Genomic DNA, 24,286 nt, shown 5'->3' on the forward strand with positions numbered 1-24,286 from the left:
GCCCGCCCCAAACTGAAAAACCACCCATACCCCGGCCGCAAATCCAGGATATGGGTGGCTCAAAACATCAGGATCAAATCACGACATTCAGCTACCTCAAACCCCACTCACCAACTTCCCCCCCTCCATCCTGCGCTTATACGCACTGTCCCGACTCGCCAACCAAAAATACAACGGCGATGTCACCACCAACCCCACCACCCAGGACAAGTCCGCGCCGTTAATGTGTTCCGAAATCGGCCCCACATACAGCGGTGTGTTCATAAACGGAATCTGCACCGCAATCCCCACCGCGTACGCCAGCAGCGCTTGTGGGTTGTACTTGCCGTAGATGCCGCCATCGACGCGGAAGATCGAGGCGATGTCGTATTTGCCTTTGTGGATCGCGTAGAAGTCGATCAGGTTGATCGCCGTCCACGGCACCAGCACCACGAGCAGCACCAGCACCATGTCGACGAAGTGGCCGATGAAGTCTTTGGAGGCGAACACGGCTGCGATGGCGCAGGCGGCGAGTACGAGGATGGAGATCACTGCGCGGCTTTTGGCGGTGGGGATCCAGCGGTAGGCGAAGGTCTGTACCAGGGTGATGATCGACAGCACCGCGCCGTACAGGTTGAGGGCGTTGTGGCTGATTACGCTGAGCAAAAACAGCACGAGCATCAGCGGGCCGATGGCGCCGGTGGCGAGTTTGACGGCGTCCATGGTGTCCATGCCGACTGGGGTGGCGAGCACGGCGACGGCGCCGAAGATGAAGGCCAGGCTGGAGCCGAGGGCGGAGCCCAGGTAGGTGGTCCAGAAGGTGGACGCCACGGGTACGTCGGCCGGCAGGTAGCGGGAGTAGTCCGACACGTAGGGCGCGAAGGCGATTTGCCACAGCGCGGCGAGGGACACGGTGGCCAGCCAACCGGAGATGTTGAAGCTGCCACGGGTCAGAAAGTCCGTGGTTTGCACGTGGGTGAAGATGTAGCCGAAGCCCAGCACGATGCCGGCGCCGAGTACCCAGGTGCCGATGCGGTTGAGCACGTGGATGAAGCGGTAGCCGATGATGCCGATGATGCCGGAACCGATGGCGCCGATGACGATGCCGACGGGCACGGGCACGCTGTCGACCACGCCGTGCAGGGATTTACCCGCCAGCACGATGTTGGAGGCGAAGAAGCCGATGTACATGACGCCGGCGATGACCACCACCAGCAGGGCGCCGAGGGAGCCGAACTGCGCGCGGCTCTGGATCATTTGCGGGATGCCCATTTGCGGGCCTTGGGCCGAGTGCAGCGCCATCAGCACGCCGCCGACCAGGTGGCCGACGAGGATGGCGACGATGCCCCAGACCAGGTTCAGGTGGAACAGTTGTACACCCAGGGCACCGGTGACGATCGGCAACGGCGCGATGTTGCCGCCGAACCACAGGGTGAACAGGTCTCTTACCTTTCCATGGCGATCTTCCGGGGGCACGTATCCAATCGTGTGTTTTTCGATAAGCGGGGCGGAGGATGTTGCAGTGGTAACCATGACGAGCTCCAAGGCAAGGTGAGTACGTTGACGTACTTCGCTGTGCGACGCGTGTGCGGCGCTTTGTTGTTGGAGTGATCATCTGCAATGGGCGCGGGGAGGTAAATTAGTAAGTTTGTTGCTATAGACCTTAAAAAAAGTATCTCGCCGGATTTTTTGCTCCGGTATGTTGCAGGTGCTTGAATCAGTGTGAAAAAGCCGATTTTTACGCACGTGTTTGGGGCGAAGTTCCCCGTTTTCGGAGGTCCCGATGGCCGCGTATAACCTGCGCCAGCTCAGATATTTTGTTACCACGGCCGAGTGCGGCAGCGTCGCCGAGGCCTCGCGCAAGCTGTATATCGCGCAGCCGTCGGTGTCCACGGCGATCAAGCAGTTGGAAGACAGCTTCGGCGTGCAGCTGTTTATCCGCCATCACGCCCAGGGCGTTTCGCTCACGCCCAGCGGCGCGCGGTTTTATCGCAAGGCGCTGGAGCTGTTGCGGGTGGCCCACGAGTTCGAGCAGAACGCCTTGGCCGACAATGATGTGGTGGCGGGGCAGATCGACATCGGCTGCTTTGAGACGGTGGCGCCGTTGTATCTGCCGCGTTTGATTGCCGGCTTCAAGGCGCGCTGGCCGGGGGTGGAAATCCGCATTCGCGATGGCGAGCAGCAAGAGCTGGTGCAGGCGCTGACGGCGGGCAGTATTGATGTGGCGATGCTGTTTGAGCATGACTTGGGTGGCACGATTGAAACCACGCCGTTGATGCCGCCGCAGCAGCCATACGCGTTGCTGCCGGCGGATCATCGGTTTGCGCAGCAGGCCAAGGTGTCGTTGGCGGACCTGGTGCTGGAGCCTATGATTTTGCTGGATGTGCTGCCGAGCCGGACGTACTTCGTGAGCATCTTTGAAGAGCGTGGGCTGACGCCGAATATTGTGTTCAGCTCGCCGTCGATCGAGATGGTGCGGGGCATGGTCGGGCGCGGGTTTGGGTTTTCGATTTTGGTGACCAAGCCGTTTACCGAGTACACCTATGATGGGCAGAAGGTGGTGTGTGTGCCGTTGGCTGAAACCGTGACCGGGTCGGGGCTGTCGGCGGTGTGGTTGCGGCGGGCGCCGCTGACCAAGCCGGTGCAGTTGTTTGTGGATTATTGCCGCGAAGAGCTGGCCCGTTTGCTGGGCTAGTGCTCGATCGTTCCCACGCTCTGCGTGGGAATGCATCCGCTGACGCTCCGCGTCACGCTTGCGCTGAGGTCAATGGCGGGACGCGGAGCGTCCCTGGCGGTATTCCCACGCAGAGCGTGGGAACGATCACGATCAGAAGGGCGAGCCTTTACCGGTTAACTTTCAGGCGCGTAGTTCTTGATACCCTCAACGCGCAGCCAATCGTTAAACAACTGGTTTGTGTTGTTTACGGCGTCCCGATATTTTGGACTGTAAGTACCGTCGGCTTTGTCTGGGTCGAAGTTGAAACTGAAGGTTTCAGTCTTCATCGGCCCATCGCCATAGTCCAGGTCACTTGATGTCGGCTCCTGAATTGACACTTGGGTATCATTGCGCCTGGCCGCTTCACTGAGCAGGTCGATCACTCTCGGATAGTTTTCTTCCGTTACGGTGATGCGATTGTATTCATTGTTCGGCCTGTTATGGGCGTCAGCACTCCCTGCGCTTGGCGCCACTTGAGGTGTCATAGGGGAGAGAAAAAAAGCGGAAGGCGCAATGTTAGTCATGGTGTACACCTAAAAATTGATGGGTATGTAAGCATCCAAGTCGGCTGCCTCTTTAAGTGGCGAACAAATTCTTTCAGTTCCCAGGCATTGTTCAGTAGGCGTGAGGCGAATTTTCACTCTCACTTCCCAGCAGCGTTTACACCTTAGGCACCGGTCGGTTACCTCATTGATCGTTGCATCCGCTGACGCTCCGCGTCGCGCTTGCGCTGAGGTCAATGGCGGGACGCGGAGCGTCCCTGGCGGCGTTCCCACGCAGAGCGTGGGAACGATCATCAAGCCCGCTCCCACATTTGACCTGTATGGTCAGGGCGCAATGCCGGCGATGAGCTTGAAAAAGGGCTCTTGCTTCAATGCAGCACTTTGGCTTTCGGAGCCCACCCGGTCGCTTCGGTCTTCATTGCGATAAGACACGTATCCCCACGCTGGCGCCGATACATCGGAGGCGGGTTTGTGCTCACTTTTATTGATGCCTGCCTCTTGCAGCGCCTGCTCGATGGCCTTGACCAACGCCTGGATTTTCCCCATGTGTTCGGGGCTATAGGTGCCATCCGTGCGGTCGGGTTTGGGATAAAGCGTGAACTGGGCGCCCTGCGATATGCGCGTGTCCCTTGGGTCGGCGCGGCTGACATCGGTGGCTTTCCAGCTATTGATCGGGCTGTCTTCTGAATTAATAAGCTTGCCGACAACTTCAAAGGCCTTGGCCATATCCTTTTGCGCGACGCTGATGTGGAACTTGTCGCCCACTGATCGGCCTTCTTCTTTGGCGGGCGTGCGCGTGAATTTGATAAAGGCGAAGTTTTTATATTTAAGGGCTTTGTTTTCGCTGCTCCATCCCGCAAAGATCTCACCCGTGGACTGCTTGGCGACCTCATACGTCGGCACTCCATGATTGGGGGTAAAACTTACGTTTGCATGGCGCGCAACCTCGGCGTTGCTCATGTTCTCCAAGCCGCCGGTGTCAAAAGGGTTGCGGCCGTTAAACAGTAAGTCTTTGAAGCCCGAACCGAAAAAGGAGGCCGGGGGGGTGTCTACTCGCATGTGGAATACCTTTTTTTCGAAAAGATGCGGCAGTCACAGGACTGCTCAACACCTGGGCTTTTCGTACACAGATGAAAGTCGATATCTGTGTGGTTTCACACACGTTGCGAGTTCCAATTCAGCCCCTCGCAACGGGCTTATGCGCTGCGCACGACTGTCGCGAAGAGGGGCGTGAACGTGGGCTGAACAGAGGCCCAAACTGTGGGAGCGAGCTTGCCCGCGAAAGCGGTGAATCAGCCACCACATCGATCGTTCCCACGCTCTGCGTGGGAATGCATCCGCAGACGCTCCGCGTCACGCTTGCGCTGAGGTCAACGGCGGGACGCGGAGCGTCCCTGGCGGCATTCCCACGCAGAGCGTGGGAACGATCATCATAGGCGGCCCAGGTTGGTACTGCATGAGGGCGATTGACTACCGCGCTGTCAGGGTGAGCGCAGATCTAAATGTGGGAGCTGGCTTGCCTGCGATGGCGGTGGCTAAGTTGGCAGAGGTGCTGGCTGACACACCGCCATCGCAGGCAAGCCAGCTCCCACAGTAGATGTGTATTCGATCGTTCCCACGCTCTGCGTGGGAATGCATCCGCTGACGCTCCGCGTCACGCTTGCGCTGAGGTCAACGGCAGGACGCGGAGCGTCCCTGGCGGCATTCCCACGCAGAGCGTGGGAACGATCAGGACGATCAGGCTGACAGGTTCGTGTTCGGCTTAAGCGCGAATCGAGTCGAGCATGCGCAGCAACATCGCCTCACAGCCCGCCAGCTGCTCCACACTCACAAATTCATCCGGCTTATGCCCCTGATCCATACTCCCAGGCCCGCACACCACGGTGGGAATCCCCACCGCATCAAACAACCCACCCTCGGTGCCAAACGCCACGGTGCCAAATTCCCGGGAACCGCTGAACGCCGCAATCAGTTCGGCAGCCTGGCTGCGCTCATCGGTGACCAACCCCGGATACGCCGACAACTCGGTAAACCGAATCGCACTCTGCGCACTCACGGCCTGCATGCGCGGCAGCACCTGTTGCTGTGCGTAGGCTTGCAGTTCTGAAGCCACCTCGGCTGGGTCCTGCGACGGCAACGCGCGAATCTCGAAATCAAACCGGCAATCCGCCGGCACGATGTTCAGCGCCTTGCCTCCCGAAATCACCCCGGTCTGCACGGTGCTGAACGGCGGGTCAAAGCGTGGGTCTTGCTTCTCGCGCAGGCGCTGGCCAATCCGGCCCAGTTCACCGATCAACTCGGCCGCGTGTTCGATGGCATTCACGCCATAGGGCGCATACGCCGAATGGCAGGCCTCGCCATGCACATCACAACGCATCGCCAACTTGCCCTTATGGCCAAGCACCGGCTTCAGCTCAGTCGGCTCGCCGATGATGCACAACATGGGTTTCACCGGCCGCTGCTCCAGCACCGCCAACAAAGAGCGCACGCCCAGGCAACCGACTTCTTCGTCGTAGGACAGGGCGATATGCACCGGCACGCGCAAGGTGGCCTTGACCAGCGCCGGCACCAGCGCCAGCACACAGGCGATGTAACCCTTCATATCCGCCGTGCCACGTCCAAACAGCTTGCCGTCGCGCTCGGTCAACGCAAAAGGCGGCACTGTCCATGGCTGGCCGTCCACCGGCACCACATCGGTGTGCCCCGACAGCACAATGCCCGGCAGTTCCACCGGGCCGATGCTGGCAAACAGGTTGGCCTTGCTGCGTTCTTCGTTGTAGACCAGCTCACTGGCCACGCCGAACCCGGCGAGGTAATCGCGCACGCATTCAATCAACTGCAGGTTGGACTCGCGGCTGGTGGTATCAAACCCCACCAGCGTCTGCAGCAACTCGCGGCTGCTGCTCATCGCTCGTCTCCGGCCACGCCGTAGCCGGGGGAGCGGTCGGGGGCGAGGGCGCGGTCGATGTAGTCCTGCACTTGCGGGCGGTAGGCGTCCCAGAGCTTTTGCAGTTCGGCGATGGGCTGCTCATTGGCCCAATCCACGCGCAGGTTGATGATCGGCCAGGTCAGTTCGCCCACCACCACCAAGGCGGCGGAATGCACCGGGCCGGCTTCTCCACCGGCGGCGATGGCGGCGTGCATGGCCGCCAGTAGCCGATCCGCCAGTTGGCCTTCGGCGTGTTCGAAGGCCTTGACCATCGCCTCGATCACCGCGCGGTCGGCGATCATATTGCCCGCCGCCACACACTGTTCACCCGACACCGCGTTGTGGGTGCCAAGGGTTTCGCTGCCGCTGAAATGCACGCTGCGGCCCAGGTGATCAATCGCCGTGAGTTGCCGGTATTGGCTGTAGCCGTTGCGCGTCAGGGCTTGGTCGACGGCGGCGGCGGGTTCAAGGCCTTGTTCGAGCAGGTCGAGCACGTCCGGGCCCAGGGCGGGCAGCGTGATGTTCTGGGTCGAGACCGCGCCCACACCGGGGCGCAGCCACGGGCAGCGCGCGCCCACGGCGATGCTCGATGAGCTGATGGCGATGCCCAGCTGGCCGGTGTCTGCGCAACGCGCGACGATTGAAAAGGTCATGTGCGGCTCCTTATTCGGGGATGACGGCGATCACGTCAATTTCCATCAACCACTGTGGCTGGCCCAGGGCCGACACCACAAGCCCGGTGGAGATCGGGAACACGCCTTTGAGCCACTTGCCGACTTCCTGGTACACCGGCTCGCGGTAGCGCGGGTCGATCAGGTAAGTGGTGGTTTTGACGATGTGGCTCAGGTCCGAACCTGCCTCTTCCAGCAGTTGCTTGACGTTTTTCATCGCCTGCTCGGCCTGGGCACGCGGGTCGCCGAGGCCGATCAGGTTGCCGTCGAAATCAGTCCCCACCTGGCCGCGCACATACACGGTATTGCCGGCACGCACGGCCTGGCACAGGTCGTTGTCCAGGCTTTGGTTGGGGTAGGTTTCCTTGGTGTTGAACATGCGGATGCGAGTGTGAGTAGGCATCAAAAAACTCCAGAAAATAGGGATCAGGCGCTGACGGGCGATTTATGAACAAGCGGCGCCGCTTCGCGGTATTCGAGGTACTGGCGCTGGATGGCGATGTGGTCGGCGACGTATTTGGCGTCGTGCCACACCCCCCAGATAAACGACGAGCCACGGCGCGACTGCCACGGCAAACCGAGGAAGTAGATACCCGACTCAGGGGCCACGCCGCGCTGGTGTTGCGGCTTGCCGTTCGCGTCGAAGGCATCGACTTTCAGCCAGCTGTAATCCACGGCAAAACCGGTGGCCCAGATGATCGAGGTGATACCGGCCTTGGCCAGGTCCAGCTCAAGGATCGGGTGTTTGATGCACTCGGCATCGGGGAATACGCGGCGGGCTTCGGGCTCCACCGGCAGGTCGAGGCCGTTGCGCTCGATGTAGGCGTCGGCGGCGTCCAGCAGGGCCAGGTAGTTTTCGTCACCGCGTGCCAGGTTTTCCACCAGGTTCGCCTGGAAGGTGGCGGTGCTGCCGTTGAAGGCTTGGGTCAAACCGACCAGGGTCATGCCTTGCTGGGCCAGCTCGCGAAAATCAATGGTCTTGCCGCCGTGGGCGCCGCTGACTGCGATGGTCACGTGCTCACGGCCGGGTTTCATCGCGGCCTGGTCCCACTCGCCCAACACGCCCAGCCACCAGCAGAAGTCGCGGTTGCGATAGGCGCGGGGCGGGCGGTCGTGGGCGCCGACTGAGAGGTACACCTGGCGCCCGGAGCGCTGCAGTTCATCGGCGATTTGCACGCCGGAAGAACCGGCGCCCACCACCAGCACGGCACCGGCGGGCAGCTGCGCGGGGTTGCGGTAGTCGGCGGAATGGATTTGATGCAGCGCGGTGTCTTTCGGCGCAATCGCCGGAATCACTGGTTTCTGGAATGGCCCGGTGGCGGCGACGACGCGGTTGGCTTCGATCACGCCTTCGCTGGTGTGCACGGTAAAGCCTGGGCGGCCGACGTTGCGCACCACTGAGGTTACGTCCACGCCGGTGCGAATCGGCGCATTGAATTTGCGTGCATAGGCTTCGAAATAATCCGCCACGCGCTCTTTCGGCGCGAAGCCATCGGCGGCGACATCATCGAATTCCAGGCCCGGAAAGCGGTCGTGCCAGGCGGGGCCGTTGGCTACCAGCGAATCCCAGCGGCCGGTGCGCCAGCGCTCGGCGATGCGGCTGCGTTCCAGCACCAGGTGCGGCACGCCTTGCTTGCTCAGGTGCTCGCTCATGGCCACGCCAGCCTGGCCGGCGCCGACTACCAGCGTGTCTATTGTTGTTATTGCTTGGGTCATGTGTCTGTCCTTGCGTAATGCAGTTGGATTCAGCGTGGGCATGACTTCAAGGCTAGGGGGAGGGCGGTTTTTAATAAAATATTATTAAGCTGGGAACAGAGCATAAATATCGGATGCAGAGCGGTGTGCGTAACGCCACAGATCAACTGTGGGAGCGGGCTTGCCCGCGATTGCAATCTGCCGGGCGATAGCGTCATATCTGACCCGACGCCATCGCGGGCAAGCCCGCTCCCACAAGGTTTCTGCCATGCCCGCGCTTCGCGTAATGACCCCAGCCGACTACGACGCCGTCCTCGCCCTGATGCAAAACACCCCCTGCATTTCCCTGCGCGATGCCGACTCCCGCGAGGCCACCGAACGCTACCTGGTGCGCAACCCTGAGATGAGTTTTGTCGCTGAAGCTGACGGCCGGGTGTAGGCGGGCACCAGGGTGTCGACGTTCTTGTCGGCGATGTTCAGCAAGCGCAGGCGCGTGGCATTCAGCGCCTCGCTGTAGGCCAACACCTGGCTGCGCAGGGCAGCCAGGCGGTAAGTGGCGAGCATGTCCTGGCGGCTGCGGCCGGAGTGAATCAATGAGGCTTCAGGGCCGATCTTGTCGGTCATGATTTTTTCCAGCTGCAGCACATCGCTGGGGCGCGTGCCGCCGGGCTGGTCGGCCTGGGCGATGGCGTAACGCACGCCACCGGCGATCTTCTGGCCCATGGCCGGCGCGACGATGCCTTCTTCGGTGAGCATCACGATCGAGGCTTTGTTGATGCGGTTCAGCCAGGCGAACTGGGTTTGGGTCGGGTCGCCCTTGGCCTTGTGCTCGGTTTGTGAGCTATCCGGCGTGGCGCCGACCTTGGCCGCCTGGGCCGCGCATTGTTCGGTGGTGGTGCAGGGCAGCTCGCCGGTGTTGGCCGCATAGGCGCCGAAGCTGTTGAGCAGGGCGAAGGCCACGGCCAGGTGAAGCAGGCTTTTGAGGGCGCGGGGAGATGTGTTCACAGGGATACCCGATTATTTTTGGAATTATGAGCCGCCGCACGCTGTGAAGCGCGCGCGTCAAAATCAGGCTATCGGGTCTGTTTGCAGATTGAAAATATAGAGTAAGTGTTGATGGGAGAGGTTTTGGATATGGAGGTTGTGGCAAGCCCGCTCGCCACAACGAGCCCGTTCACAGGGAGTGCTTTAGTGCATCTTGCTATGGTCCATACCATCCAGCCCACGGGCCGGCGCTTTGACTTCAATCGACTGTTTCTCGCCCTTGGCGTTTTCCACCGTCAGGGTCAGCGGCACTTGGTCGCCTTCCTTGATCTGCCCGGTCAGGCCCATCAGCATCACGTGGTAACCGTTCGGGTCGAGCTTCACCGCTTTACCGGCCGGCAGCGCAACCGAGTCCACCGGGCCCATGCGCATGACGTCGTCCTTCATGCTCATTTCATGGATCTGCACGTCCTTGGCCACCGGCGACGCCACGCTGAGCAGTTTGCTGTCAGTGTCGGCAGTGACAGTCATGAAGGCGCCGCTGGACGGCTGGCCCGGCACCGAGGCGCGAACCCACGCGTCAGTTACCAGCACCTGGGCGCTGGCGTGTGCTGCAAGGCCCAGCAGGGACAAGCCGATGAGGGTGCGCTTGAGGTGTTGAACGGCAGTCATTAGCAGACCTCCATGACGGTGAGCAGGTCTTCTGCGCACTCTTTAGCGGTAAGGGAAGCCGACAGGCCCAGGCGCAGGTTGCCACGGGTGTCGAAGACGAAACTGGTCGAGGTGTGCGACAGGGTATAGGTGTCACCGGCAGGGATCTTTTCATAAAAGATCCCGAACTCCTTGGCCGCCACGGCGATTTCTTCCGGGGTGCCGTACAACGCCTCGAAGCTGGGGTCGAAAGCCTTCACGTACCTGTCGAGCAGTTCCGGGGTGTCGCGCTCGGGGTCGAGGGTGATGAACACCACTTGCATGATCTCGCCGTCGCGGCCCATCAGCTTCTTGGCCTGGGCGGCGCGCGCCAGGGTGGTGGGGCACACGGCCGGGCATTGGGTGAAACCGAAGAACACCACCGGCATCAGGCCACGGAACGAGCTCAAGGTGACGGTTTCGCCGTCGGTGTTCTTGAGCTTGAAGGTGCGGCCCATGATCTTGTCACTGAGGTCCTTGCCGTACTTGAAGTTCAGCTTGGGGCTGTAGTCACAGCCGCCCAGCAGGCTGCCCAGGCCCAACAGGCCCATACCGGTCAGCACTTTGCGGCGGGTGAATAACGTACTCATCAACTGTGCATCCTGTGAAACGCCTGCCGTGCGCTGGATCAACATTTCAGGCTTTGAAAAGGAGTAATGATGCGGGTGCACAGTCTACCAACCCAGGCCAGCCCACGTAATCTGCGACGTTCTGCCACAGGCGCGCGCGGTGCTTCATCCCTTTGGGGCTTCGGTGGTAGAGTAGCCGCCATGAAATTGAGCCACCCCGACCGTTCGCTGATCGCCTGGGCCCTGTACTTTTGCGTGCTGATGAACCTGTTCGCCTGCGGTTTGGGCCATGGGCAAATGGTGGGCCAGCAGCTCAATGGCATCGGTGGCGCGTTCTGTTCGGTGGACGGTAGCCAGGCGCCACTTTCCGACAAAGGGTTGGGAAACCCCTCTTCCGGCAACATCTCGAACTACTTTGCCTGCCCGGTGTGTGCCGCCTTGACTGTGGCCATCGTGTTCCTCATCGGCCTGGCCTGGCTGTTGGGCCTCGGGCAAACCCCACGCCCGGCCCATGAGCGCCGCAACAAAGCCCCGCCGCGTTACTCCTGGCCCTCGGCCAACCCCCGCGCTTCCCCCGCATTCTGACGTGTGCCTTGGGCCTCCTGTGAACAGGAGGCGTTCTATCGTCACGACTGTGAGTGCGTTTCATGAATCATGTAGTGCCTGCTGGCGCCAGCCGTCTGGTCAGCAAGGCGACCCGCCGCGTGCGCGCGGAACCGCCGCTGCCTGAATACCCGAGCAATTCCCGCTGCTTCGTGCACCTGGATGCGCGTTTGTTGCCGTATTGGCACACCTTGTTCGACATCTGCCCGGCGCTGCTCAAGCTCGACCCGCCGGAGGGCTTGAACCTGTTTCGCAGCTTCATGACCTGGGCTTATCGCAACCAGCCACCGCAGGACTGGACCTATCACCTGAACGTTTGCCGATGGCTGCTCAGCTCGCCGTATCGATCACAAATCGATGAGGAGCCGATAGAGGCGTTCATGGCAGCCGCGGCGGCGTGCTGGATAAATACTGATGACAGCCAGGCGCACGGGCTGGTGTTGGCCTGGCGAGGTTCGCGGATTTTTGACTGGAAAGGCGCCGCCGTGGCTGGCGCCGAACAGCAGGTGTTGCCAGCGAGTACAGGCGATTTCGCCTGGAGCCCGCTGACCCGTCAAGGTGGTTTCAGCGGCTGGCAGTCGGTGCCCTGACGTTGACTTTCGCCCGGCGCGGGAGCGGTTCGACCCGCGCTACGACCTTAGCTGTCCTTGGGCGCTGCCTTCTTTTTAGGCTTCTTGCTGTCCGGCTGCTTGTGGGACGAGCCGCCGGTAGCGGCCTTTTCCTTCGGCGGTGTCTCAGCTTTTTTGTCGCTGTCGGAAGGGCTGCTCGGGTAAGTGCCGGGTGGCAGGGCGGAACCGGCGGCGCTGTTGCCGCTCAGCGAATTGGCTGCCGGGGCGATGGCATCGCCGAAGGCGGCGAAAGCAGGGCTGGCCAGCAGGGCTGAAAAGCCGACGATGAGCATTATCCTGTGGGAAGTTCTGGTCTTCATGACTCAATCCCCTTGCTTGAACCGCAGCCCGGAAAACCCGGGCCACGGTAACGCATCAATCAAGACTTCTTGCCGGCCCCGCCGGAGCTATGGGCTCCGCCTTTTTTGCCGGCTTCGGAAGCCTTTTCACGGTCATTGGCAAAATTGCCGCCGGAGCCCTGGCCGCCGCTTTTCCTGGCTGCGTCTGGCTTGGCTTTACCGCCTGCACCTGTTGTGGTTTTTCCGCTGGTAGCCATTTCAAAATCCCTCTTCAATGAATAAATCAACGGTGTCGCTTAATTGGGAATGCCGAATCGAAATCAAAGTTTGAAAAACTTCATGCGCATGCGACGAACGGGTATCAAGCCGCGATTGGCTTGGCGCCCAGGGCTTTTTTGTGGGCTGCCTTCATCGCTTCCATTTCTGCGCCCAGCGCTTCCAGCACGGTCTTGCCCAGCAGCTTTTTCGCCTGCGGGAACATCTCGGTTTCCTCTTCTTCGATATGGTGCTCCAGCAGTTCCTTGACGACCTTCACACGGCCGGAAAATTCGGTGGTGGACGGCTCGGTTTGCTTCAGGTCGGGCAGCACCAAGGCGTCGACAGTGCGGTGCTCTTCCTTGGCTTCGTGGTACATGATGTCTTGCTCTTTACCGCCAGCCTTGCGGAAGGCCGGGTAAAGAATCTCTTCCTCAAGCCGCGTGTGCAGGCTGATCTCCATCTCGAGTTTGGCCAGCAATTCAGTGCGTTTCTTGACGCCGCGCTCGGTGGACTCACTCAGTTGAGTCAGCAGTGCCTTGACGCGTTCGTGGTCAGCTTTGAGAAGGTCGATGGCATTCATGGTGGAACCTCACGGATAGCAGTCGGGCGTGTCGAAGTGCGCGCCTCGTCCGCTAACGGTTGCATCAGTTGTACCAACTTGAATGATTTCTAAAAGGCTTTGCTAATCAACTAATTGCGACGGCAGTTGGCGAGTCGCTGCCGTGCAGCTTGCATGGTCGGGCGGGTGGCCGGTTGCAAAATACCGATTAGCCACCGCTGACCTTCCAATGCTTGATGTCTTCGGCAAACACCACCTGCTGCACCTCGTGGGCGATTCCATACGCCAGCGACTCGTGGGCGGCGATGACTTTTTCTTCGGCCGATAGGCACTTGAAAATATCCAGCTGGGTTTCGGCTTGGGTGGTCTCCAACTCGTAGATCTTCACGTAACGCGCCAGGTCGTTATCCAGGCTCGACAGGTATTCGCGCAGGCGCTGGTGGTCCACCGAGCTCTGGCTGAAATACCAGTTCATCGGGTGGATCAAAAACCGTGAGTGTGGCGTGGTGATACGGCGGTCGGCGGCCAGGAACATGATGATGCCCATGGATTCGATATTGCCCGCGTTGATCGCGCACAACGGCACCGGCAGCGCCTTGAGAAAGGTGTAGAGGGTAAAGCCGAAATTGGTGCTGCCACCGGTGGTCGACAGGTTCAGCAGCAGGGAGCTGGCGCCTTCGCCGATGGCATCCAGGCAGCAGTCGCGAAAGCGTTCGGTGGTGCCCTGGTCGATCTGGCAATGAAAGTGGATAACGTGCTCGGTCATCCTGAACCTCCTTGATTCAATGCAGGCGAGGTGATCCAGTCTTGAGTCTAGAAGGTCGCGCAGGATTAGCTGCAACCGTTGGGCGTGAGCGCCCGGGTGCAATCGGATGGAACCCTCGGGCCATCTGCTTGACCTAATGCATAGACCTCAGGAGGTGAACTATGCAATTGGAAACTATCTGGATCATTTTGGCCGTCATTCTGCTGATCCTGGAATTGTGGGCGATCAACGTTGTATTGCGCAGCACCGGTGGCTGGGAGACCAAGGGGCTGTGGCTGATCATTCTGATTTTTGTGCCGCTGTTCGGGCTGATTGTCTGGGCGCTGTTCGGGCCAAAACGTGAGATGGCTGATCAACGTAAAAGCTGAGTTCAGGCAAGACGATAAACAGGCGCCCATGGGGCGCCTGTTTTGGTTGTGGCGGCGGGTTTAGCCCGCAACCACCTTGGCAATCGCCGTGCTGAACGCCGGCAAGTCATCCGGCGTACGCGAGGTGATCAATGTCCAGCCATTGGCCTGGCATTCCTTGACCTCGGCATCCACCCAACCGGCAGCGCCGGCGTTTTCCAGGTCGATGCGCACGCTTTTGTAGGAGGTCAGGGTCTTGCCCTTGATCACCCCAGCGTCGATCAGCGCCCATGGCCCGTGGCAGATGGCGGCGATGGTTTTACCGGCCTTGACGAAGTCATTGATCAGGGCCAATGCGGCCGCATCCTGGCGCAACGTATCGGCGTTGACGGTGCTGCCGGGAATCACCAGCGCGTCAAAATCGCTTCCCACCACGTCCGACAGCTTGGCGTCGGATTCCACGGTTTTGTCCTTCTCCGTGTCGCCGACGAAAGTCTGAGTGGTGCCGCCTTTGCTGGACGCGTGCGTCACCGTAGCGCCATAACCGCGCAGCGCTTCCAGCGGCTTGAGCAGCTCATCGCGCTCGATGCCGGTGTTGGAGGTGATGATGAGGATTTTCTTGCCGTTGAGTTGCGAACTCATGGTCGAGTGTCTCCTTGGGTCAGAGGTTATTTAGCGTGATTGGCTTGCAGCTCCTTGGCCATTTTCAGGTGGGCTTCAAGGGTCGGCAGGGTCTTGGTGGCGAAGGCCTTCAGCTCGGCGTTGTCCGAGGAGGCGGCTTCTTTCTTGAACAATTCCACGGTTTTCTCGTGGGCGGCCACCTGGTTGTTGGCATAGGCCTTGTCGAACGACTCATCGCGCATTTCCAGGATGGCTTTCTTGGCCTTGTCAGTCAGGGCGGCATCATCCGGCACTTCGATATCCAGCTTCTTCGCCAATGCCGCGAGTTCTTCGTTGGCTTTGGTGTGGTCGGTGACCATGTGCTGGGCGAACGTTTTCACGTCGGCCGCGCTGCTTTTTTCCAGGGCCAGCTTGCCGGCTTCCACCTCGGTGATACCGCCTTGGGCGGCGTCCTCAACAAAGCTGTTGGACGTGGCGGCCATGGCCGTGGACATCGAGCCTGCGACCAGTGCAAAGGTCAGGCCCATTTTTTTCATCAGCAGAGTAGTCATGGTGGATCTCCTTGAAATCGACAGTGGCGTGATGCCGTACCTGACTGTTGAACGGGGCCTTCGCCAAAAGGTTTAAATTAATTCGCGCTTTTTTCTCCGGTGGTGCTGCACGGCAATTTCCTTGAACTATCGAATTTCAGTGGGCTCTGCTGCATACGTGCCCGCCATTTTTCGTGGGCCTTCAACTGCTTGGAGAGACGCCGTGACTGCCGACAAAACCCCCACCCCGATCAGCTCGGAAGACGCCCAGAAAGGCACTGAAAAAGCCGACAAGGGCCAGACCCTGGAACGCCCGAACCCGAAGACCGAAACCGTCGACAAGGTGCTCACGCCCACCTCGATCAAAGACACCGAACGCCAGACCGATGCGATCAATGAGCAGGCAGCCAAGGCCGAGCGAAAGCTGGGCCACTGAGTATGGCCAGGTCGATTACCGCGTCTGAATTGGGCATCGAACTCACACCCGAAGACGACAGCAGCCTGTTCAAGTGGTTTATCGCCAGCTTCCTGATGGGCAAGCGCATTCAGGCGCCCATCGCCGCGCAGGCCTACAAGGTGATTGTGGAAGAGCAAGGCCGCGATACCGCGCGCAAGTTGCAGCACTGCACCTCGCGCGAACTGGTGACCATGCTCGGGCGTGCGCATTACGTGCGTTACGACGAAAGCACGGCGCAGCGTCTGCTCGATCTCAGTGCCAAGTTGAACGCTGAATACGGCGGCAAGATCAGCCATATCCGCAGCGCCAGCGCCGACCGCAAGGCGTTTGAAAAACGCCTGGGTGAATTCGATGGAGTAGGGCCCAAGACCATTGAGATTTTCATGCGCGATGCGGCCAAGGTGCTGTTTTGACCACAGCGCTGCAGGTGGGCTGCGCGGGGTGGAGTTTGCCCCGTGAACACTGGCCGGCTTTTGCCGAAGAGGGCACGCATTTGCAGCGCTATGCATCGCGCTTCAATGCGGTGGAAATCAACAGTTCGTTTTACCGCCCGCACCTGCCCAAGACCTATGAACGCTGGGCACAATCGGTGCCGCCGGGGTTTCGTTTTTCAGTCAAGATGCCCAAACACATCACCCATGAGCTGCGCTTGCAGCGCTGCGAAACGGCGCTGGACGCGTTCCTCGAGCAGTGCCTGCAACTGGGCGAGAAACTCGGTTGCTTGCTGGTTCAACTGCCGCCATCGCTGGCTTACGAACCCGCTGTAGCGGCGCAATTCTTCACGGCATTACGCCAACGCTTCGCCGGTGCTGTGGTGGTTGAACCGCGTCACGCGATCTGGCGTGAAGCCGAGCCGTTGTTGCAGGATTTGCACATAGGGCGCGTGTTCGCGGACCCTGCTGTCATCGACGCAGGCGCCGGTTGGCCAGGCGTGCAGTATTGGCGTTTGCACGGATCACCGCGTATTTACCACAGCGCCTATGGACCGGAACGCGTGCACGCGTTTGCGCGCCAGCTGAGCCAAACGGTCACAGCGGGCGTTCCCACCTGGTGCATCTTTGACAATACCGCCAGCGGCCATGCGGTGGCCGATGCCTTGTATCTACTTGACCTCGACCCTACTCAACCTCGACCCGCAGCACTTCCAAGCCTAACTGCTCATACGCCTCGACACTCGGTACATGCCACTCGGTGATCAACGTGTGGATGCGACTGCACGGGCCCACCACGAAGGGTTCCACCGCGCCGAGTTTGTCCGCCATGGTCACGGCCACCACGTGGGAGGCGCTGTCGAGCAGGGCTTGCTTGACCGCCACTTCATCGAAATGCAGCGAGCTGATGCCGACTTGCGGGTGCAAGGCGCACACGCCGGTAAACAGCAGGTCGGCCTTGATGCTCTGGATAAGGCGCACAGCTTCCTGGCCGCTGGTGGACAAGGTGGCGGGGTTAAGTTGGCCGCCAGCCAGAATCACCTTTACATCGGGATGGTCGGCCAGGGCGATGGCAATCATCGGCGACGGCGTGACCACGGTCAGGCGGATCGAGCGTGGCAATGACTGGGCAATCTGCAGCGTGGTGGAGCCGGAATCGAACAGCACGATCTGGCCGTCTTCCACGCGGTCAGCCGCCAGCCGTGCCAGGTGGCGCTTAACCTCGTTGGTTTCGCCAACGCGGGTGAAGAAGTCTTTGCCGGTGTCTTTGGGCCGGGGCAGGGCGCCGCCGTGCACGCGTTGCAACAGGCCGGCAGCGGCGAGTTCGCCAAGGTCGCGGCGGATGGTGTCCTGGGACACGGCAAAGTGATCGACCAATTCAGCGGCCGTGACTTTGCCGTCGCGCTCCAGCAGCAACAGGATTTTCTGTTTGCGTAGGGAGGGCAGGTCGATGGCTTGATGAGTGTTTTGCATGTTTGTGCGTCTTTATGCGGGTTTTTGCGAGATTAGGCTTCTGGCGATATAAACGCAATGACTGGTTGCGCGGCCGATGGACGGTTACTCTCTGGGCTCAGTTCAGGGAGAGGTGACCTAGATGTCGTTGATTACAACCATCGAAGACTTACGCAAGCTGGCGCAAAAACGTGTTCCAAGGATGTTCTACGACTACGCCGATTCCGGTTCCTGGACTGAAAGCACCTACCGGGCAAATGAAAGTGACTTTGCCCGCATCCAATTCCGCCAACGCGTGGCGCGCAATATCGACGAACGCTCGATTCGCGCCAGCATGATCGGCCAGGACATGGCCATGCCGGTTGCCCTGGCACCGACGGGGCTTGCGGGCATGCAGCACGCCGATGGCGAGATCCTCTCCGCCCGTGCCGCTGCCAAGTTCGGCCTGCGCTACACCTTGTCGACCATGAGCATCTGTTCTCTGGAAGACATCGCCGAACACGTCGGCCAGCCGTTCTGGTTTCAGCTGTACGTGATGCGCGACCGCGCGTTTATCGAGCAGTTGATCGAGCGCGCCAAGGCTGCCGGCGTCGATGCGCTGGTGCTGACCCTCGATTTGCAGATCCTCGGCCAACGCCACAAGGACTTGATCAATGGCTTGTCGGCGCCGCCCAAACTGACCCTGCCGAATATCCTCAACATGGCCACCAAGCCGCGCTGGGTCATGGGCATGCTCGGCACCCAGCGCCGTGGTTTCGGCAACATCGTCGGCCATGTCAAAGGCGTGGCGGACATGAGTTCGCTGTCGTCGTGGACCGCCCAGCAATTCGACCCGCGCCTGAGCTGGGACGATGTGGAATGGATCAAGAAATGCTGGGGCGGCAAGCTGATTATCAAGGGCATCCTTGATGTGGAAGATGCGCGTCTGGCGGCCAATTCCGGCGCGGATGCGTTGGTGGTGAGCAACCACGGTGGCCGTCAACTGGATGGCGCGCCGTCGAGCATCAGCCAATTGCCGGCGATTGTTGAGGCGGTGGGCGAGCAGATCGAAGTGTGGCTCGACGGCGGCATTCGTTCTGGCCAGGACGTGCTCAAGGCGATGGCGCTGGGCGCCAAAGGCACGATGATCGGCCGCCCGCATTTGTACGGTTTGGGTGCCATGGGCGAAGCCGGTGTGACCAAGGCCCTTGACATCATCGCCCGTGAGTTGGACGTGACGATGGCGCTGTGTGGCTATAACGATATACGCGATGTGAACCGCGACATTTTGCTGCCAGGTAGCTTTCCCACAGGGGTTTACTGAGCAAAAAAAACGTAAAAAAGTAAAAAGAGTTGTCCACGAAAACCGTGGGTATCTCTGTGGATAACTTTGCGAAGGCCCAGCAGGGAAGGCGATTTAACCCTCGGTTAATATTTGATCAACTTTCAGCGCGGGCCAGTATGGGCAGGGTTTGCGCTTGACAGCCAAGCGTGAACCCAGTGCCGAAAAGCAGTTTTAGGAGTCGCCATCACGGCCGGTGGAGTGCGTAACAACCTGTGCCGGCGCCTTGGCGCGCATCAGGTTATCCAGCGCCTGGGCATAACTGCGCCCGGCCAGGTTCATGCTGTTGTTATGGGTGGCGCCTGGCACCAGCAACAGCCGCTTGGGTTCCTGGGCGGCGTCAAACAATTGCTGGCTGAAGCGCGGCGGCACATATTGGTCGGCCAGGCCATGGACCACCAGCAGCGGCATATGCACGTCGGCAATCTTGTCGATGGAATCGAATTTCTGCGACAGCAGCCAACGCACCGGTAACGAAGTATTGGCCACCGCAGCGGCCGCATCGCCCAGGGAGGTGAAGGTGGATTCGATCACCAGCCCGCGTACCGGCACGGGTGTCTGCTTGCTCAACGCTGCCGCGAGGTCGATGGCCACCGCGCCACCCAAGGAGTGCCCGTAGATCAGGCGTTTAGCGGGGTCGGGTTGCAGCACCTGGAAGCGCTCCCAGGCGATGCGGGCGTCTTCATACACGCTGGTTTCCGACGGCAAATCGCCGTGGCTTTGGCCGAAACCGCGATAGTCGATGGCCAGCACCGAGAAGCCCAAGGCGTGTAATTGCTCAATGCGGAAAAACTGCCCGGTGAGGTTCCAGCGCACGCCGTGCAGGTAGAGGATCGCCGGCGCGTCCTTGTTGTCTGCCGGGTACCACCAGCCGTGAAGGTTCTGCCCCGACTTGAAGCTGGCGGGCTTGATATCGAACTCCTGCACCGCCTTGGGCAGGCCGGTAAACCACCCGGCAGTGCCCGGCTCGATGCGGAACACCAGCTCGCGCTCCTTGTGTTGCAGCACGGCGCAGCCCACCGGCAAGCCGACGATTAACAGTGCCATGCACAGCAGGGGAAACCAGCGCAGGCCCAGGCGAGCCATAAAACGAGAAGACATGAAGGTTCCAGGACAAAAGCGAAGCTCGGGTTTTACCAGATGGCTTCTGGGGGCAGGAAATAATTCGACAGCCGTGAATGGGGATTGCTTGCAAAGTGTTACAGCATTGAACAAGGCCTGCACGGGTTGTTAGGGTGGTGGGCTGAACAGGAGAGTAGGCACATGGACTTTACCGGTAAAACCGTAATTATCACCGGCGGCGCACGCGGGCTGGGGCTCAGTTATGCGAAGGCGCTGGCCGTTGCGGGTGCGCGGGTTGTGATCAGCGATATCGGCGCCGACAAGGTCGGTGCGGGCACCGACGCGTCGGTGGTGCAGGCGGCTGCCGAGGCGTTGCGCGCCGAAGGGCTGACGGTGGTGGCGCATGGCGGCGACTTGTCCACGGATGAGGGCTGCCGGAAATTAATCGCCTATGCGATCAAGGCATTCGGCCGGCTCGACATCCTGATCCACAACGCCGGCTGGGTCGGTTACCAGAACATTGCCGACCTCGACGCCGCGTTCCTGCAGCGCGCCATGGACATCAACCTCTACGCCCCGCTGTGGTTGTGCAAGCACGCATGGCCGCACCTGCTGCAATCCAGCGCGCCGCGTATCATCCTGACCACCTCCGACCGCGCCATGTACGCGCAATACGAGCAAACCGGGCTGGTGGCCTACAGCGCCGGCAAGATGGCGCAACTGGGCATCATGAACGCGCTGAGCCATGAAGGCGCCGAGGCCGGGATACGCGTCAACGCGATCTCACCGGTGGCCAAGACGCGCATGTGGGGCGTGACCGAGGAACCGGATGAACTCAAGCCGGACTGGGTGACGCCGGGCGTGGTGTTCCTCGCCTCGGCGCAGTGCCTGGACAGCGGCTACATCCTGCGCGCCAGCAATGGCCAATTCACCGCCACGCGCTTCACTGAAAACCCCGGCGTGGAGTACCCGCGCAATCTTGCACGGATAAAGGCCGACAGCGCCGAGGCGGTTGCCGCCGCATGGGAGCGCATCAAGCAAAACCCTGGCAGTTGAGGCTGGGCTTACTTGACGCTGGCGACGTCGGCGCCCGTTGACCGAGTGCAGTTTCAGTGTTCAAGGCGGCGTGTCAGGCCATACATGATTCGGCTGACCCACCGCTATCGCAGGCAAGCCAGCTCCCACCTTCGACCGCATTCTCAAGTTGGAACCCGATCAACTGTGGGAGCGGGCTTGCCCGCGAAGGCGGCGTGTCAGGCCATACATGGGCTGGCTGACCTACCGCTATCGCAGGCAAGCCAGCTCTCACCTTCGACCACATTCTCAAGTTGGAACCCGGCCAACGGTGGGAGTGGGCTTGCTCGCGAAGGCGGTGTGTCAGCCAGCTTATTTGGAAACTGACACACCGTATTCGCGAGCAAGCCCGCTCCCACATTTGATTGCGTTCAGCTTCCAACCCGATCCATTTCCTGAGGCCAAAAAAAACGCCCCGAACCAGTCGGGGCGTTAGATCGTGCGGCATTGCGGTTAGGTCTTCCGTGGGGCCGCAATGGCCGTGTACTCAGTCACTCAGTGGAACTGTTCTTCTTCAGTCGAACCGGTCAGCGCCGTCACCGACGAGGTGCCGCCCTGGATCACGGTGGTCATGTCGTCGAAGTAGCCGGTGCCCACTTCCTGCTGGTGGGCCACAAAGGTGTAACCCTTGGCGGCGTCAGCGAACTCCTGCTCTTGCAGTTTCACGTACGCGGTCATGTCGTTGCGGGCGTAGTCGTGCGCCAGGTTGAACATGCTGTGCCACATGTTGTGAATGCCGGCCAGGGTGATGAACTGGTGTTTGTAGCCCATAGCCGACAGTTCGCGCTGGAATTTGGCGATGGTCGCGTCGTCCAGGTTCTTCTTCCAGTTGAAAGACGGCGAGCAGTTGTAGGACAGCAGTTGGTCCGGGTATTCCTTCTTGATCGCTTCAGCAAAGCGGCGTGCTTCGTCCAGGTCCGGCTTGGCGGTTTCGCACCAGATCAGGTCGGCGTACGGCGCGTAAGCCAGGCCGCGGGCGATGGCCTGGTCGAGGCCGGCGCGCACTTTGTAGAAACCTTCCTGGGTGCGTTCGCCGGTCACGAACGGCTGGTCGTACGGGTCGCAATCGGAGGTCAGCAAATCAGCCGCGTTGGCGTCGGTGCGGGCCAGGATGATGGTCGGTGTACCGGCCACGTCAGCCGCCAGGCGTGCAGCGGTCAGCTTTTGTACGGCTTCCTGGGTTGGCACCAGTACCTTGCCGCCCATGTGGCCGCATTTTTTTACCGAAGCCAGCTGGTCTTCGAAGTGCACGCCGGCAGCGCCAGCCTCAATCATGCTCTTCATCAGCTCGTAGGCGTTGAGTACACCGCCGAAACCGGCTTCAGCGTCTGCCACGATCGGTGCGAAGTAGTCGATGTAGCCTTCGTCGCCCGGGCCTTTACCGGCTTTCCACTGGATCTGGTCGGCACGGCGGAACGAGTTGTTGATGCGCTTGACCACGGTTGGCACGGAGTCCACCGGGTACAGCGATTGGTCGGGGTACATGGATTCAGCGGAGTTGTTGTCCGCTGCCACTTGCCAGCCGGACAGGTAGATCGCCTGGATACCGGCTTTCACCTGTTGGACTGCCTGGCCGCCAGTGAGGGCGCCCATGCAGTTGACGAAATCTTTCTCGGGGCGGAAGGACGGCTTGGCACCCTGGGTGACCAGCTTCCACAGTTTTTCAGCGCCGAGTTTTGCAAAGGTGTGCTCAGGTCGAACCGAGCCACGCAGGCGGACGACGTCAGCAGCGGAATAAGCGCGGGTTACGCCTTTCCAGCGTGGGTTTTCAGCCCAATCTTTTTCAAGGGCTGCAATTTGCTGTTCGCGTGTCAGTGCCATGGGGAAAAACCTCGTCGCATAGGTCTAGGTGGAGAATTCCATTTGCCAGCCACGTATTCAGTGCGTGGTGATGGCTGCTCGCTGACCAGAAGCTTAGGCGGTCAAGTCGGGTTTGGCGGGGAAGGCGACGGGATGAACGAATGGCTCAAGGGGGGAGTTGAGCAGGTAAGGGCAAACTGCGAACGGTCTTCGGGCATCGTGGGCCTCTGTACGATCCATCAGTGTGTAGCCGGGTTACCTGGTTAGCTTCCGTCCCTCGGGACAACTTCGTTCCAGTCGCAACCAAAGTCAAACACACCTTGTGGGCGGTACAGACACGAATCGGCTCAGGTGGGTAGCTTAGAGCGGCGATCCGAAGGCCCTTGCCAGGGCCCCTGATTAGCGGGAGCGAGGCCATCATGCACAGGCTTTTTTGGATCGTCAAATGTTTTGTAGTGATTTTTTCAAAGCACTACATCTTTAGTCTAAGACGACTCATCAGTCAGTTTTTGGTGCTTCAGTTCAGGGTGTCGACCTTGACCCGCAAAGTCAGGTCATCGCGGCCCTGAGTAGAGTAGCTGCGGGTTGTAGAGGATTTGTCGGCCTGAGTCTCGCGGTTGATGCCGGCCAGCGGTATCCATTCACCCAGGCGGCCGCTGACGGTTGTGTCGGTACTTTGCACGCTCACTACATCGGGACGTTCCTGGCTCATGCGGTCACGGTTGGTACTGATGGCCAGGTGTACGGTCTCGCCGGTGACGCTGGCGGTGACGTAAAAGCCTTGGGTGACGTTGCGATACTGGGTCTGGTTTTGCGGGCGGCCGTAGGCGTCAGGCTGGGTGGTGGTCAGCGGCACGCTCTGGCCCACCTGGATCAGCGCGGGCACGCCTTCACTGGCCTGGATCTGCTGGATGCCGCCGTCACGGCTGGCGGTGCCGTAGCTGATGATGCGGGTCTGGCTGTCGCCGGTGTTCTGCTGGTTGTTTTCGTTGGTGTCGACGGTGATCAGCAGGCGCTTGGCGGGGGTGTCCAGCTGCGCGAGCAGGGCGCGCAGGTCTTCGATCTTGCCAGGGTCGGCTTTCACAATGAGCTGGTTGCCGTAGGCGCTGACGGTGCCGTCCTTGCCGATGAAGTTCTGCGCCACCGGCAGCAGGTCGGCGCTGGTGCGGTTGTTCAGGTTGACGACGGCGGTGTCGGCCACGGCTGAGACGCTGGCAGTCAGGAGGAGGGCGGTGAGCAGGGTGCGTAGGGACATGTCCGTTATCTCTGCGAGTCATTTAGCGTGATAGTGCCAGTTTGTCGGCCTGGTGGGTCGCAAGTTGAATCGTAGACGGCAAAATGCCCTGGCATGGCAGGGCATTT

27 protein-coding genes and 3 pseudogenes are annotated in these 24,286 nt (G+C 60.5%); 10 read left to right on the top strand and 20 right to left on the bottom strand.

Going from position 1 to position 24,286, the window contains the following annotated elements; translation table 11 throughout:
• Positions 1 to 96: 96 nt before the first annotated feature.
• On the bottom strand, positions 97 to 1,512 hold the full coding sequence (locus PspR76_RS12275) for a purine-cytosine permease family protein (RefSeq protein WP_159955539.1): 1,416 nt from the start codon (positions 1,510 to 1,512) through the stop codon (positions 97 to 99).
• Positions 1,513 to 1,762: 250 nt separating this feature from the next.
• On the opposite strand from PspR76_RS12275, the gene PspR76_RS12280 reads away from it, so the two are divergent.
• Positions 1,763 to 2,674, top strand: a complete 912-nt coding sequence (locus PspR76_RS12280) for a LysR substrate-binding domain-containing protein (RefSeq protein ID WP_025857480.1) — start codon at positions 1,763 to 1,765, stop codon at positions 2,672 to 2,674.
• Positions 2,675 to 2,829: 155 nt separating this feature from the next.
• On the opposite strand, the gene PspR76_RS12285 is transcribed toward PspR76_RS12280, so the two are convergent.
• From PspR76_RS12285 to PspR76_RS12310, 6 genes are all read right to left on the bottom strand, one after another.
• Positions 2,830 to 3,219, bottom strand: coding sequence for a hypothetical protein (locus tag PspR76_RS12285; protein WP_159955541.1), 390 nt, complete (start codon positions 3,217 to 3,219; stop codon positions 2,830 to 2,832).
• A 303-nt stretch (positions 3,220 to 3,522) separates the two neighbouring features.
• Positions 3,523 to 4,257, bottom strand: a complete 735-nt coding sequence (locus PspR76_RS12290; RefSeq protein ID WP_237235754.1) for a type III effector — start codon at positions 4,255 to 4,257, stop codon at positions 3,523 to 3,525.
• Positions 4,258 to 4,960: 703 nt separating this feature from the next.
• Positions 4,961 to 6,106, bottom strand: a complete 1,146-nt coding sequence (gene argE / locus PspR76_RS12295; protein WP_159955543.1) for an acetylornithine deacetylase — start codon at positions 6,104 to 6,106, stop codon at positions 4,961 to 4,963.
• Entirely contained in the window at positions 6,103 to 6,780 is a 678-nt protein-coding gene (locus PspR76_RS12300) for a DUF1028 domain-containing protein (protein WP_159955545.1), read from the bottom strand. Before PspR76_RS12300 ends, argE begins: the two co-directional genes overlap by 4 nt.
• 10 nt (positions 6,781 to 6,790) lie before the next feature.
• A complete protein-coding gene (locus PspR76_RS12305; protein WP_003207327.1) occupies positions 6,791 to 7,201 on the bottom strand; it encodes a RidA family protein in 411 nt (136 codons plus the stop codon).
• 23 nt (positions 7,202 to 7,224) lie between these two features.
• Positions 7,225 to 8,556 carry a flavin-containing monooxygenase gene (locus PspR76_RS12310; RefSeq protein ID WP_442966808.1) on the bottom strand — a complete coding sequence of 444 codons (1,332 nt, stop codon included), beginning with the start codon at positions 8,554 to 8,556 and terminating at the stop codon, positions 7,225 to 7,227.
• A 205-nt stretch (positions 8,557 to 8,761) separates the two neighbouring features.
• Here PspR76_RS12310 and PspR76_RS12315 point away from each other — a divergent pair.
• Positions 8,762 to 8,923, top strand: a pseudogene (locus PspR76_RS12315) (GNAT family N-acetyltransferase); the annotation flags it as partial.
• A gap of 2 nt (positions 8,924 to 8,925) precedes the next feature.
• Here PspR76_RS12315 and PspR76_RS12320 read toward each other — a convergent pair.
• The 3 genes and pseudogenes from PspR76_RS12320 to PspR76_RS12330 all read right to left on the bottom strand — a co-directional run.
• Positions 8,926 to 9,498: pseudogene (locus PspR76_RS12320) on the bottom strand (argininosuccinate lyase); the annotation flags it as partial.
• Positions 9,499 to 9,681: 183 nt separating this feature from the next.
• Entirely contained in the window at positions 9,682 to 10,149 is a 468-nt protein-coding gene (locus PspR76_RS12325; protein ID WP_159955549.1) for a copper chaperone PCu(A)C, read from the bottom strand.
• Positions 10,149 to 10,757: an SCO family protein gene (locus tag PspR76_RS12330; RefSeq protein ID WP_053255622.1), complete on the bottom strand. Its 609-nt coding sequence runs from the start codon at positions 10,755 to 10,757 to the stop codon at positions 10,149 to 10,151. The genes PspR76_RS12325 and PspR76_RS12330 overlap by 1 nt, the downstream gene beginning before the upstream one ends.
• Positions 10,758 to 10,937: 180 nt before the next feature.
• Here PspR76_RS12330 and PspR76_RS12335 point away from each other — a divergent pair, with 180 nt between their 5' ends.
• Positions 10,938 to 11,321 carry a DUF2946 domain-containing protein gene (locus PspR76_RS12335; RefSeq protein ID WP_159955551.1) on the top strand — a complete coding sequence of 128 codons (384 nt, stop codon included), beginning with the start codon at positions 10,938 to 10,940 and terminating at the stop codon, positions 11,319 to 11,321.
• 62 nt (positions 11,322 to 11,383) lie between these two features.
• Positions 11,384 to 11,929 (top strand): putative natural product biosynthesis protein, encoded by a 546-nt coding sequence (locus PspR76_RS12340; protein ID WP_159955553.1) that lies wholly within the window; start codon positions 11,384 to 11,386, stop codon positions 11,927 to 11,929.
• A 47-nt stretch (positions 11,930 to 11,976) separates the two neighbouring features.
• Here PspR76_RS12340 and PspR76_RS12345 read toward each other — a convergent pair whose 3' ends face one another.
• The 4 genes and pseudogenes from PspR76_RS12345 to PspR76_RS12360 all read right to left on the bottom strand — a co-directional run bounded on the left by PspR76_RS12345 (position 11,977) and on the right by PspR76_RS12360 (position 13,829).
• On the bottom strand, positions 11,977 to 12,267 hold the full coding sequence (locus PspR76_RS12345) for a hypothetical protein (RefSeq protein ID WP_159955555.1): 291 nt from the start codon (positions 12,265 to 12,267) through the stop codon (positions 11,977 to 11,979).
• Between the two features lie 59 nt (positions 12,268 to 12,326).
• Positions 12,327 to 12,437 (bottom strand): annotated as a pseudogene (locus PspR76_RS31240) (KGG domain-containing protein); the annotation flags it as partial.
• 170 nt (positions 12,438 to 12,607) lie between these two features.
• On the bottom strand, positions 12,608 to 13,084 hold the full coding sequence (locus PspR76_RS12355; protein WP_159955559.1) for a hemerythrin domain-containing protein: 477 nt from the start codon (positions 13,082 to 13,084) through the stop codon (positions 12,608 to 12,610).
• A gap of 187 nt (positions 13,085 to 13,271) precedes the next feature.
• The gene (locus tag PspR76_RS12360) at positions 13,272 to 13,829 is read right to left on the bottom strand and encodes an ATP-dependent Clp protease proteolytic subunit (RefSeq protein WP_159955561.1); all 558 of its coding nucleotides are present in this window, start codon (positions 13,827 to 13,829) and stop codon (positions 13,272 to 13,274) included.
• A 161-nt stretch (positions 13,830 to 13,990) separates the two neighbouring features.
• Between PspR76_RS12360 and PspR76_RS12365 the strand changes: the two genes are divergently transcribed.
• On the top strand, positions 13,991 to 14,197 hold the full coding sequence (locus PspR76_RS12365; RefSeq protein ID WP_159955563.1) for a PLD nuclease N-terminal domain-containing protein: 207 nt from the start codon (positions 13,991 to 13,993) through the stop codon (positions 14,195 to 14,197).
• A gap of 60 nt (positions 14,198 to 14,257) precedes the next feature.
• On the opposite strand, the gene PspR76_RS12370 is transcribed toward PspR76_RS12365, so the two are convergent.
• Together PspR76_RS12370 and PspR76_RS12375 are read right to left on the bottom strand one after the other, a co-directional pair.
• Positions 14,258 to 14,818 (bottom strand): type 1 glutamine amidotransferase domain-containing protein, encoded by a 561-nt coding sequence (locus tag PspR76_RS12370; protein ID WP_159955565.1) that lies wholly within the window; start codon positions 14,816 to 14,818, stop codon positions 14,258 to 14,260.
• Positions 14,819 to 14,844: 26 nt separating this feature from the next.
• Positions 14,845 to 15,348 (bottom strand): DUF4142 domain-containing protein, encoded by a 504-nt coding sequence (locus PspR76_RS12375; RefSeq protein ID WP_159955567.1) that lies wholly within the window; start codon positions 15,346 to 15,348, stop codon positions 14,845 to 14,847.
• A gap of 202 nt (positions 15,349 to 15,550) precedes the next feature.
• On the opposite strand from PspR76_RS12375, the gene PspR76_RS12380 reads away from it, so the two are divergent.
• Genes PspR76_RS12380 through PspR76_RS12390 form a run of 3 tightly spaced genes read left to right on the top strand, consistent with a single transcriptional unit; the run spans position 15,551 to position 16,979 of the window.
• Complete coding sequence (locus PspR76_RS12380; protein ID WP_159955569.1) at positions 15,551 to 15,763, top strand: hypothetical protein; 213 nt, start codon at positions 15,551 to 15,553, stop codon at positions 15,761 to 15,763.
• Positions 15,764 to 15,765: 2 nt separating this feature from the next.
• Positions 15,766 to 16,197 carry a DNA methylase gene (locus PspR76_RS12385; protein WP_159955571.1) on the top strand — a complete coding sequence of 144 codons (432 nt, stop codon included), beginning with the start codon at positions 15,766 to 15,768 and terminating at the stop codon, positions 16,195 to 16,197.
• Entirely contained in the window at positions 16,194 to 16,979 is a 786-nt protein-coding gene (locus PspR76_RS12390) for a DUF72 domain-containing protein (protein ID WP_159955573.1), read from the top strand. The genes PspR76_RS12385 and PspR76_RS12390 overlap by 4 nt, the downstream gene beginning before the upstream one ends.
• On the opposite strand, the gene PspR76_RS12395 is transcribed toward PspR76_RS12390, so the two are convergent.
• Complete coding sequence (locus tag PspR76_RS12395) at positions 16,903 to 17,688, bottom strand: DeoR/GlpR family DNA-binding transcription regulator (RefSeq protein ID WP_159955574.1); 786 nt, start codon at positions 17,686 to 17,688, stop codon at positions 16,903 to 16,905. The genes PspR76_RS12390 and PspR76_RS12395 overlap by 77 nt on opposite strands.
• 121 nt (positions 17,689 to 17,809) lie before the next feature.
• On the opposite strand from PspR76_RS12395, the gene PspR76_RS12400 reads away from it, so the two are divergent.
• Positions 17,810 to 18,970, top strand: coding sequence for an alpha-hydroxy acid oxidase (locus tag PspR76_RS12400; protein ID WP_159955575.1), 1,161 nt, complete (start codon positions 17,810 to 17,812; stop codon positions 18,968 to 18,970).
• A gap of 192 nt (positions 18,971 to 19,162) precedes the next feature.
• Here PspR76_RS12400 and PspR76_RS12405 read toward each other — a convergent pair whose 3' ends face one another.
• Positions 19,163 to 20,089: an alpha/beta hydrolase gene (locus PspR76_RS12405; protein WP_159955576.1), complete on the bottom strand. Its 927-nt coding sequence runs from the start codon at positions 20,087 to 20,089 to the stop codon at positions 19,163 to 19,165.
• 162 nt (positions 20,090 to 20,251) lie between these two features.
• Here PspR76_RS12405 and PspR76_RS12410 point away from each other — a divergent pair, with 162 nt between their 5' ends.
• On the top strand, positions 20,252 to 21,106 hold the full coding sequence (locus tag PspR76_RS12410; protein WP_159955577.1) for an SDR family NAD(P)-dependent oxidoreductase: 855 nt from the start codon (positions 20,252 to 20,254) through the stop codon (positions 21,104 to 21,106).
• Positions 21,107 to 21,619: 513 nt separating this feature from the next.
• Here PspR76_RS12410 and aceA read toward each other — a convergent pair.
• Together aceA and PspR76_RS12420 are read right to left on the bottom strand one after the other, a co-directional pair.
• Positions 21,620 to 22,945: an isocitrate lyase gene (gene aceA / locus PspR76_RS12415; RefSeq protein WP_159955578.1), complete on the bottom strand. Its 1,326-nt coding sequence runs from the start codon at positions 22,943 to 22,945 to the stop codon at positions 21,620 to 21,622.
• A 496-nt stretch (positions 22,946 to 23,441) separates the two neighbouring features.
• Complete coding sequence (locus PspR76_RS12420; protein ID WP_159955579.1) at positions 23,442 to 24,179, bottom strand: secretin N-terminal domain-containing protein; 738 nt, start codon at positions 24,177 to 24,179, stop codon at positions 23,442 to 23,444.
• Positions 24,180 to 24,286 lie beyond the last annotated feature (107 nt).

The organism is Pseudomonas sp. R76, from assembly GCF_009834565.1.
Taxonomy (GTDB): Bacteria; Pseudomonadota; Gammaproteobacteria; order Pseudomonadales; family Pseudomonadaceae; genus Aquipseudomonas.

Coding starts and splice junctions, on each gene's coding strand:
- PspR76_RS12275 (WP_159955539.1), bottom strand. CDS start 1,512: ATGGTTACCACTGCAACATCCTCCGCCCCGCTTATCGAAAAACACACG.
- PspR76_RS12280 (WP_025857480.1), top strand. CDS start 1,763: ATGGCCGCGTATAACCTGCGCCAGCTCAGATATTTTGTTACCACGGCC.
- PspR76_RS12285 (WP_159955541.1), bottom strand. CDS start 3,219: ATGACTAACATTGCGCCTTCCGCTTTTTTTCTCTCCCCTATGACACCT.
- PspR76_RS12290 (WP_237235754.1), bottom strand. CDS start 4,257: ATGCGAGTAGACACCCCCCCGGCCTCCTTTTTCGGTTCGGGCTTCAAA.
- argE (WP_159955543.1), bottom strand. CDS start 6,106: ATGAGCAGCAGCCGCGAGTTGCTGCAGACGCTGGTGGGGTTTGATACC.
- PspR76_RS12300 (WP_159955545.1), bottom strand. CDS start 6,780: ATGACCTTTTCAATCGTCGCGCGTTGCGCAGACACCGGCCAGCTGGGC.
- PspR76_RS12305 (WP_003207327.1), bottom strand. CDS start 7,201: ATGCCTACTCACACTCGCATCCGCATGTTCAACACCAAGGAAACCTAC.
- PspR76_RS12310 (WP_442966808.1), bottom strand. CDS start 8,556: ATGCCCACGCTGAATCCAACTGCATTACGCAAGGACAGACACATGACC.
- PspR76_RS12325 (WP_159955549.1), bottom strand. CDS start 10,149: ATGACTGCCGTTCAACACCTCAAGCGCACCCTCATCGGCTTGTCCCTG.
- PspR76_RS12330 (WP_053255622.1), bottom strand. CDS start 10,757: ATGAGTACGTTATTCACCCGCCGCAAAGTGCTGACCGGTATGGGCCTG.
- PspR76_RS12335 (WP_159955551.1), top strand. CDS start 10,938: ATGAAATTGAGCCACCCCGACCGTTCGCTGATCGCCTGGGCCCTGTAC.
- PspR76_RS12340 (WP_159955553.1), top strand. CDS start 11,384: ATGAATCATGTAGTGCCTGCTGGCGCCAGCCGTCTGGTCAGCAAGGCG.
- PspR76_RS12345 (WP_159955555.1), bottom strand. CDS start 12,267: ATGAAGACCAGAACTTCCCACAGGATAATGCTCATCGTCGGCTTTTCA.
- PspR76_RS12355 (WP_159955559.1), bottom strand. CDS start 13,084: ATGAATGCCATCGACCTTCTCAAAGCTGACCACGAACGCGTCAAGGCA.
- PspR76_RS12360 (WP_159955561.1), bottom strand. CDS start 13,829: ATGACCGAGCACGTTATCCACTTTCATTGCCAGATCGACCAGGGCACC.
- PspR76_RS12365 (WP_159955563.1), top strand. CDS start 13,991: ATGCAATTGGAAACTATCTGGATCATTTTGGCCGTCATTCTGCTGATC.
- PspR76_RS12370 (WP_159955565.1), bottom strand. CDS start 14,818: ATGAGTTCGCAACTCAACGGCAAGAAAATCCTCATCATCACCTCCAAC.
- PspR76_RS12375 (WP_159955567.1), bottom strand. CDS start 15,348: ATGACTACTCTGCTGATGAAAAAAATGGGCCTGACCTTTGCACTGGTC.
- PspR76_RS12385 (WP_159955571.1), top strand. CDS start 15,766: ATGGCCAGGTCGATTACCGCGTCTGAATTGGGCATCGAACTCACACCC.
- PspR76_RS12395 (WP_159955574.1), bottom strand. CDS start 17,688: ATGCAAAACACTCATCAAGCCATCGACCTGCCCTCCCTACGCAAACAG.
- PspR76_RS12400 (WP_159955575.1), top strand. CDS start 17,810: ATGTCGTTGATTACAACCATCGAAGACTTACGCAAGCTGGCGCAAAAA.
- PspR76_RS12405 (WP_159955576.1), bottom strand. CDS start 20,089: ATGTCTTCTCGTTTTATGGCTCGCCTGGGCCTGCGCTGGTTTCCCCTG.
- PspR76_RS12410 (WP_159955577.1), top strand. CDS start 20,252: ATGGACTTTACCGGTAAAACCGTAATTATCACCGGCGGCGCACGCGGG.
- aceA (WP_159955578.1), bottom strand. CDS start 22,945: ATGGCACTGACACGCGAACAGCAAATTGCAGCCCTTGAAAAAGATTGG.
- PspR76_RS12420 (WP_159955579.1), bottom strand. CDS start 24,179: ATGTCCCTACGCACCCTGCTCACCGCCCTCCTCCTGACTGCCAGCGTC.